Source organism: Shewanella sp. SM29, assembly GCF_025654245.1.
Classification (GTDB): Bacteria; Pseudomonadota; Gammaproteobacteria; order Enterobacterales; family Shewanellaceae; genus Shewanella; species Shewanella oncorhynchi.
Map to the genome: position 1 here is coordinate 1 of NZ_JAKKRN010000060.1, position 7,471 is coordinate 7,471.

General features: G+C 39.6%; 11 protein-coding genes. 1 reads left to right on the forward strand and 10 read right to left on the reverse strand.

Annotated features, from left to right (window positions below):
- Positions 1-48: 48 nt before the first annotated feature.
- From L5L77_RS22140 to L5L77_RS22175, 8 genes are all read right to left on the reverse strand, one after another.
- Complete coding sequence (locus tag L5L77_RS22140; protein WP_263223418.1) at positions 49-1,329, reverse strand: zonular occludens toxin domain-containing protein; 1,281 nt, start codon at positions 1,327-1,329, stop codon at positions 49-51.
- Positions 1,329-1,679 (reverse strand): hypothetical protein, encoded by a 351-nt coding sequence (locus L5L77_RS22145; RefSeq protein WP_263223419.1) that lies wholly within the window; start codon positions 1,677-1,679, stop codon positions 1,329-1,331. Before L5L77_RS22145 ends, L5L77_RS22140 begins: the two co-directional genes overlap by 1 nt.
- 78 nt (positions 1,680-1,757) lie before the next feature.
- Complete coding sequence (locus tag L5L77_RS22150; RefSeq protein ID WP_263223420.1) at positions 1,758-3,392, reverse strand: hypothetical protein; 1,635 nt, start codon at positions 3,390-3,392, stop codon at positions 1,758-1,760.
- Positions 3,393-3,413: 21 nt separating this feature from the next.
- Complete coding sequence (locus L5L77_RS22155) at positions 3,414-3,671, reverse strand: major coat protein (protein WP_263223421.1); 258 nt, start codon at positions 3,669-3,671, stop codon at positions 3,414-3,416.
- Positions 3,672-3,926: 255 nt separating this feature from the next.
- A complete protein-coding gene (locus L5L77_RS22160) occupies positions 3,927-4,088 on the reverse strand; it encodes a hypothetical protein (RefSeq protein WP_263223422.1) in 162 nt (53 codons plus the stop codon).
- 53 nt (positions 4,089-4,141) lie between these two features.
- A complete protein-coding gene (locus L5L77_RS22165; RefSeq protein ID WP_263198655.1) occupies positions 4,142-4,480 on the reverse strand; it encodes a hypothetical protein in 339 nt (112 codons plus the stop codon).
- A gap of 2 nt (positions 4,481-4,482) precedes the next feature.
- Positions 4,483-5,667, reverse strand: coding sequence for a replication initiation factor domain-containing protein (locus L5L77_RS22170; RefSeq protein WP_263223423.1), 1,185 nt, complete (start codon positions 5,665-5,667; stop codon positions 4,483-4,485).
- Positions 5,654-5,872 (reverse strand): hypothetical protein, encoded by a 219-nt coding sequence (locus L5L77_RS22175; RefSeq protein WP_263223424.1) that lies wholly within the window; start codon positions 5,870-5,872, stop codon positions 5,654-5,656. Before L5L77_RS22175 ends, L5L77_RS22170 begins: the two co-directional genes overlap by 14 nt.
- A 149-nt stretch (positions 5,873-6,021) precedes the next feature.
- Between L5L77_RS22175 and L5L77_RS22180 the strand changes: the two genes are divergently transcribed.
- Positions 6,022-6,201, forward strand: a complete 180-nt coding sequence (locus L5L77_RS22180) for a hypothetical protein (protein ID WP_263223425.1) — start codon at positions 6,022-6,024, stop codon at positions 6,199-6,201.
- Between the two features lie 553 nt (positions 6,202-6,754).
- Here the strand turns inward: L5L77_RS22180 and L5L77_RS22185 are convergent.
- Entirely contained in the window at positions 6,755-6,970 is a 216-nt protein-coding gene (locus L5L77_RS22185; protein ID WP_263223426.1) for a hypothetical protein, read from the reverse strand.
- Positions 6,963-7,175: a hypothetical protein gene (locus tag L5L77_RS22190; protein ID WP_263223427.1), complete on the reverse strand. Its 213-nt coding sequence runs from the start codon at positions 7,173-7,175 to the stop codon at positions 6,963-6,965. The genes L5L77_RS22185 and L5L77_RS22190 overlap by 8 nt, the downstream gene beginning before the upstream one ends.
- Positions 7,176-7,471: the final 296 nt, after the last annotated feature.

Below are 7,471 nucleotides of genomic sequence, written 5' to 3' on the forward strand. Positions count from 1 at the left end.
ATTGTGCGCAGTTTTGATTACATGTGCCGATAAGTGTCGTTATCGGCATTAGTTAGACAAGGCATTAGAAATTGAATCTGGCAAGCTTGCAGTTACAGTAACCGCGTCAGCCGCTTTAGGTAAAGCATCGCGCATTGAATCTGGTGAATCTGAATCAAAATATGGATTGCAGTAAACAATCTGGCGAAGAGTTCCGCGCTGTAGAACTGCAGTGCACCAATCGACTGATTCAACCTGATAGCCAGCCGAATAAGCATCAAATGGACGGCCAGATAATTTAAAAGTGTAATGCTGACCAGAGCCGCTCATAACTGAACCAGTGACAAAAACATCTTGGAGCAATTCAGTCTTTTTAGTAGCTGTAGATGAACTAGAAGCAACCTGTGATGTTTTAGTATCGGTCTTAGGCTTCTCAACTGGATAGGCATCACAGGAGCCGTAAAGAGCTTTGTAAGCATCATTGCAACCAATAAATCCTTTTTTGGGGACTTCTGGCATTGCAGTTACCGCTAGATTAGTCAGCAAGTAAGCAATAACAGCCCCTACAGAAAAAAAGTGTAAGCCTGTAACTTTGAAATTCCTAAACGCATTTTTCATGYGCTCCTTTCGTGAATAATAGCGGCCATAGACATACCAAGGCGGCAAAACAGAATACAAAGAAACCGCGTCAGGATGTTCAGGTGGATAAAATTGCTGCTCAGTATCATAAGCATCGTAAAGTTTTTGCCCCTTATACCACCATCTATCTACAACGGGCGAAAACTGAGAAGTACCATATTGAACAGTACCTAAATGATATTTTGGTAAAGGTAATTTCTTACCTATAGCGGTTTTCATTATAGGATTAATAAGCCAGCCAATAAGTGGGATATTAAATCGGTCAGTACGCTTACACGTAACTAAATGCTCGGCAAACATGTCACGAGCTTGTTTATCGACAACATCAATGTCCTGAACATAAAAATAAATATTCCAACGCTTTTTTCGAGCGTGAACAATCCATTCAATGATTGAAGAACGACTCTTGTCATTCCAATTACGGCTATTGAACCAAATAGCGCATTCATCTAAGTGCAAGTCGCCATTATAGTCCTCAGATTTATAATCACCGTCATAGCCCAATGGAAGCGCATTAAAATCAAAGCCAGAAGGCTTGTCAGGCATACGTAAAACAAAAGTCTTTTTAGCCCAAGGATTAACTAATTTCTCAAGACGTAAATCAATATTAGTAGCGACTCGCCTACCCTGATTCAAAGCCTCTTGAATACGATGAATCCCAGCAAGTGTTTTGCCAGAACCCAATTTACCTTGAACGAAATAAACAGGCATTATCTTTTAGACCTCTTAACAAGCTTATAAAGCCATATTGACCATGTTGAATAGGTAACGATGATTTCAACAGTAATAACGGTTAAGAGGCAGTATTTAGCAACAGTTGCGGGGAAAAATAACGGTAAGAGTTCAGGTGGCCACATAGGAAAAGAAGAAAGCAACGATTGAAGCTTGGCACCAATTAAAGACAAAGCAGTTGAAACAACAACTATAACGGCAGCAATTAAAATACCCGCTCTGATAATGCCTTCTATGTTACGAATAACAAAATGGTCAATTATTTTTGTAAATAATGACGTGAAAAATCCTGCTATAGCAGTCACACCTAAAATTGCAGGTAAAGCCATGATGATTACTCCAATTAGCGCCACATCCCTATCTGGTCGACCATAAATGGCCGAACCAGATAGGGACATGGCTTTGCGCTACGCGCTTCCAATAGCAGAATTGCGCACAATTATCTGAGCCTGATAAAACAGTCTCAAAGCCGTCAACATTATAAATACAAAACCAATTACCGATTTGATTAATTCTTCATACTCACAAAGGTCAAGTATCATAGGATGTTCATCAGTGCCTAAAGTAAATGGTTGACAAACATACTCAGCAGGTAAATAAGTTGGAATATCTTTAAATGGATTCCATAAAGGGTCTGATTCACCAAATTTAGATTTACCCTCTTCTAATTTATTATCTAAACCATCATTAGCGTCTTTAATACGCTGAGACATTCCATCTAAATCAGAACTAAATTTAGCTAGAATAGAATCACCATCAAATTGCTCAATATAAGAATCAGAATCACCACCAGTTCCGCCACCATTACCAGAAGAGGATTTAACAGCTGTTGTTATCTCAGATAAGGAGCCAAGAATTAAATTTGTTTCAGTTTGAGATTGAGAAGATTGTTTAGTTGCACGGTCACGCTGTTGATTTTCAACGTATTCAGAAATATCTTTTTGAAGTTCAACAAGCTTATTGTGTTTCTCGTCTTGTTGCTTCTTAGTTTCAGCAGTTTGGTGGTCAAGGGCTTCTATAATTTCAGTGCCAATACAATAAAGTTGGTCAGCAGTAATTGAGCAATCCGCGCCCTGATATTTGCTGGGCTTAGTGAGCGGGTCAACGCTAGCGTCCTGAGCTTTGTCATCAAGTTCGCCCTCTGCGTTATCTTGCTCTGGTGCCGTTCCATCACCCTCAGTACAAGTCTGAAAATTAGCACCCGTAGATAGCTGAGAAGTGGTACAAGTGCCCTCCTTGTCTGTTGGCGTGAACTTAATATCTTTATCTTGGCCTTGACCACAAACAGCGCCATTAGATGTGCCAAAAACAAAAGAGGAACCGTTATAAGGCGCATCAGTTGGCTGAATAGTGTATGAGCATTTGCCGTCACAATAAGTACCAGCAGAACCAACACCAATGGCACCATTTTTATTAAAAACATTATTAACGCGAGTGCCTTTGTCGGGACAAGAAATAGGAACACACTTTGATTCACCACTAGATAGAGTTACTTCATTCGCAAAAAAACCAAGAGGGCAAGGGGTAAATTTCATCTTGCAGACTTCATGGGTGGGATTTTGCGGAGACTCAGGAACTGGACCAATAGTATAAGAAGAATCTGGAGTTGGAGGACAGACATTCTCATTGATAGGTTTATTATTGTTTGCGTAACCCATTGTTTCAACGGAAGTGTAAGATGTGGGAGTTGGAACACCATCACGATTAACAATGTTAATTGTTTTTAAATCATATTGAAAAATACAATTAGGTAAACCACCAATACAAGTACCTGGCTCTAAGCGCGGATTAGACTTAACCCAATAACGACAACCAACAGTATCACAAGGGGTAAAATTATAACTAATACGGTCAAAAAGAATTTTCTGACAACTTGAGATATTGACTTTAGTTTGTAAAATAACGCCATCTTTAAGGCGACAATCGTATCCGAAAGTTGATTGAACCTTAGGTTCAACCCAAGGCTTTATAGGCTGCTCATCAATTGCTTTAGCAGAAAAAGAAAGGACTGTTAAAAGCCCGATTAATAATAAACGAGTCATAACAGCCCCTCTTTATAACGATTAACGAGCGCCTGAAGTCAGAGCGCGACGAACAAGACCAACAACAATAAATCCGCCAGTAATGGCAAGCATCAAAGGCCACATCTTAGCAATGGCCGATTCGCCATCGGTTTGAATAGACGTGAACATAGTGTCAACTTCAGCAGGTAAAGCGGCATGAGCAGAACCAACGCAAGCAACTGACAAAGCTAATACTGTGGCAGCGGTCTTAGCTTTAGCAGAATTAGCGGCAGAAAACAGAGCTTTTAATTTTTCCATGATAAAAATCCTATCTAGTTGATAACCATAATGACCGTCTTACGACATACAACAAATATGAAATAAGATAGCCGACAAAGAAGGAGCCAATTACATAACCAGCTATTAAAGTGACGTCAGAAATAACTATCATCTACTTAGCTCCCATTTCATTTGCAAGGAAACCCAAGCAAAAAGAAATACAACAGGCAAGAGTAAGAAACCAAGTTAAAATTAGGTCTAATTGCTCCGAACTAATTAAAACGGTCTCCATAATCAAACCTCAAATTCTGCTACATGACGTTCTTCATTAGCAACGACACATAAAGCACATTCATATAAATCAGGTGTTAAATAATTAGATGGCTTCTCAATATCTGTATGGAATACATTGCCACAGCATGAGCACTGCCATATTCCGATAATTTCATCGTCCATAATATTCACCCTAAGAAATTCTTTACACGAACCCGTCACCAGTGAAATATGGCTTAAATCACTTTCTTGGGTGGATTAAAGATATCGACATGCTGAACAAGAGTCGCACCAACAATAATGGTTGAACTCATATCTTCTGGGTCGATATCGATATCAACCTCGGCAAAACAGGGATATTCAAGACGCTGCAGTTGAGGTAAAGCATCAATATGACAAACAACACATTTTTCTTCGTCAACAGTAAAACCTTTATGAGAACTACGACCCTTTTCGGTTTCCCAGTTACGTACAGGAGTTAAGTTAAAAATTTTGCCAAATTCATATGGCTTACCTGATGTTTTGCCAACGCCTTTAGCAGCTTCAACACCCAATATAAAAATTACTTTTTTCATAGTCAGAACCTTATTATTTCAGAGTAATATTCAGGGGCAGATAATTTGCCGCCATGCTTTGGATTATTGCCGACAAGGGCAATAAGGGTTTCCTCGGCCGAGAGTTTCCAGTCCTCAACCAAATCATAAATTGCGCGACCACATTGACGTCTTAACCATTGAGTTTTTGCTTCAAGAGTTAAAGTGACTGATTTTTTTTGTTTAAAAACAGGCGATAAAGCATGTTTTTCAGATAGATTTATAGATTCAGAGAAAGGACATAGACCCGCAAAATGCTTAGCTGGAGCAAGTAAAACATCAATAGAAACATCCTTTAGCTCAACCTCAGTACGATACCAAGTCTGCTTAACGCCCTGCTCTAGCGCTTTGTTATAAATGCGCCAGTAAACCAATGATGTACGCGAACCAATACGAACAATCTCGCCTAAAAGACCGGTATCATCACGGTCATAAGTTTCTGAAATCTTGGGATTCTTGCCGCCTTTAGCACGCTTAAAAGCACCGTCTCGATATGCTAGCTCAGCATACTTACAATCAAAATTACCGTCAAAATCGTCATAGAAAAGGTCTAAACGACGCAAGACTTTTACGTCAAAAAAAGATAGCCAGTGATGCAAACGGTGACCGTTAGTGTGAGTAAAAACATGCTTACAGCCAGTGCCAGAAATTTGAAAATAAACCGTATCGTCATTGCCACCAAACGCAATAAAACCAACAGATACTTTGCCTTTTTTATCCATTAGTTCGCGTGATTGGGTATAGAAAAAACGGCCATAGTTGCGTGTAGAGCCCAGCTTTAAGCCAAGAACGCGATTAACAAACTGCTCAAGACGCAAATGACGCACTAACAAAACATGCTCTTGGAAAAGGTCTAAACCTTCAACGGTATCAGGATAAGTTTTATAAACAGGCAGCTTAACCCACGCATCACAAGGAAGTTTTTCAAACTTGTTTAAACGAATCGTGAATGCTAAATGGTCAAAACCAACATGGCCAAGACGCTGAGCATAAGAAATTGATTTATTGGCAAAGCAAGGTAATAACGGAGTTTTTGTGCCTTTAACATAATTGGATGGACTGTTATCACGGCTATAAACAACTTCATCAGGATTAAGAGGCTTAGACTGGCACAAATGACCGAATCTATCTGTTAACCAAAAACGACTAAGCAAATTAGAGGCTTGCATGGAACGCCTCCAACGCTTTCATTGCTTCATCATTTAGTTGGTTCATATCAACGATTTTAAAGTCATTGCCGTAATGATGAACCATATCAAGACGAATCGCGGATAAAGACGTAAACCATTGTTCACCCCAAAAAGACGACAAAGTGAGGAAACCCATCCCCACTTCTGTCATGTCTTGGTAGTAAATAACGGCTTGCTTGTTCATCTAAACCCCGAAGATAACAAAGTAACTGGTAACTTGGTTACCGATTTCGGATAACTTTAGGGTTACAAATTACTAATGTCAAGGTTACGGTAACAAATAACTTGTTAATTGTTATACTCAGCACAAGTTAACGAACCAGAGGGCGAGTAATGCCAGCAATGAAAATCCCCCAAAAACTTTGGGATAAAGCGGAAGAAACAGCCGTAGATGCTACGCTTCTAAGAAGAACGCCCGTTCAAATAACGGAAGTTTTGAGATACGTATTAGAAAATTACTTAGACGAAGGCTCGAAAGATTTTTTAGAGAAAGAGAGACGCTCCAAAAAGTAACCTCCAATTTGCTAGTAAGTAGTAACCACGGAGGAAAACATGGAAGAAACTGTTATAGAGGAACTTAACAGACGCATTGAGCGACTGAGGGAACTAGCGAAACTCGCTATCCAATTGGAAATTAGCTTAGAAGAGCTGATAACAATTATAAGGACATGATGTCGGAGTGAGATAGCAGACAAGGAAGTCAAACCAACCTACGCAAAAAGCTAAACAGTGAATAATGTCAGATGAAATGTGTAAGTTAACCCCCGTAAGACAGAACGGGGGTTTTTTATTCTGTGAGCCCGAAAAAATCAAAAGCGGTCTGGCAGGACGAATGCTAGCTATTTTGAAGCTGTTACAAAATCAAACGATGAAAAACGGAGGCGCGATACGTTCCCGCAAAAGCGCCCCGCTTCGCTTCCATGGCTTCGCCATAAAAAAGACTAATAAAACAAATACTTAATGCAGCAAGCAATTAAGAGAAGCTTCCAAGCTAGCCCGATAAAAATATCAATGCCCCACGCAATAAGCTCACATAAATTTTTAGGCTCAAAATCATAAGGATAGCTCATTTGTATTTATCCATGTCTGATAAACAACCTTTGGCGAGCCAATAAACATCATGTGAAAAATCAGGATTGGCAGTATAGTCGCGATAAAGCGATATAAAACGCTTTACCTCATTAAGACAGCCTTCAGGAACCCTGACCATGTGAGTTAATTCAGACTTGGGACGGCCAGCGCCCTTGCGAACGCCTCCGCGAGTAGATTTAGAATCAGACATTAAAATTCGCCTTTAACCAAGTAGTAATCTCTTTGCGAACCTGAACAGCGGTAGCATCATCAGGGACGTAAATCTTGCCATAACGGTCAGGAGTAACAAGTATATGACCTGAACGAGCTTCCCAATAAAACTCAAAAAGCTCATCAAAAGTACACCAAACGCAGGATTTTGTATTTTCTTTAAAGTTCAATTGTGATTGGTTCATTTCCTAGCCCTCTTTGATTTCTGTTGACATTATTCATTATAGACCTTTTTTGATTATTGTCTACATATTTCAATAAAAAAGATAAAATATTTTTGTATACAGAAATCAAATAAAAAGGGTATGCCAAATGACATACCCTGAAAGAACCGCGCACAATGAACTTTATGTTACGGTCAAAAATCAGCTAGAACGATTCTCGTACCTCACCCACGTCCCGCGCTAATTTTTGTCGGTTTGTGCTGCGCATTATACAAACCGCAGTACCTCAACATAATGTTGAGTCTTATTGTGCGCAG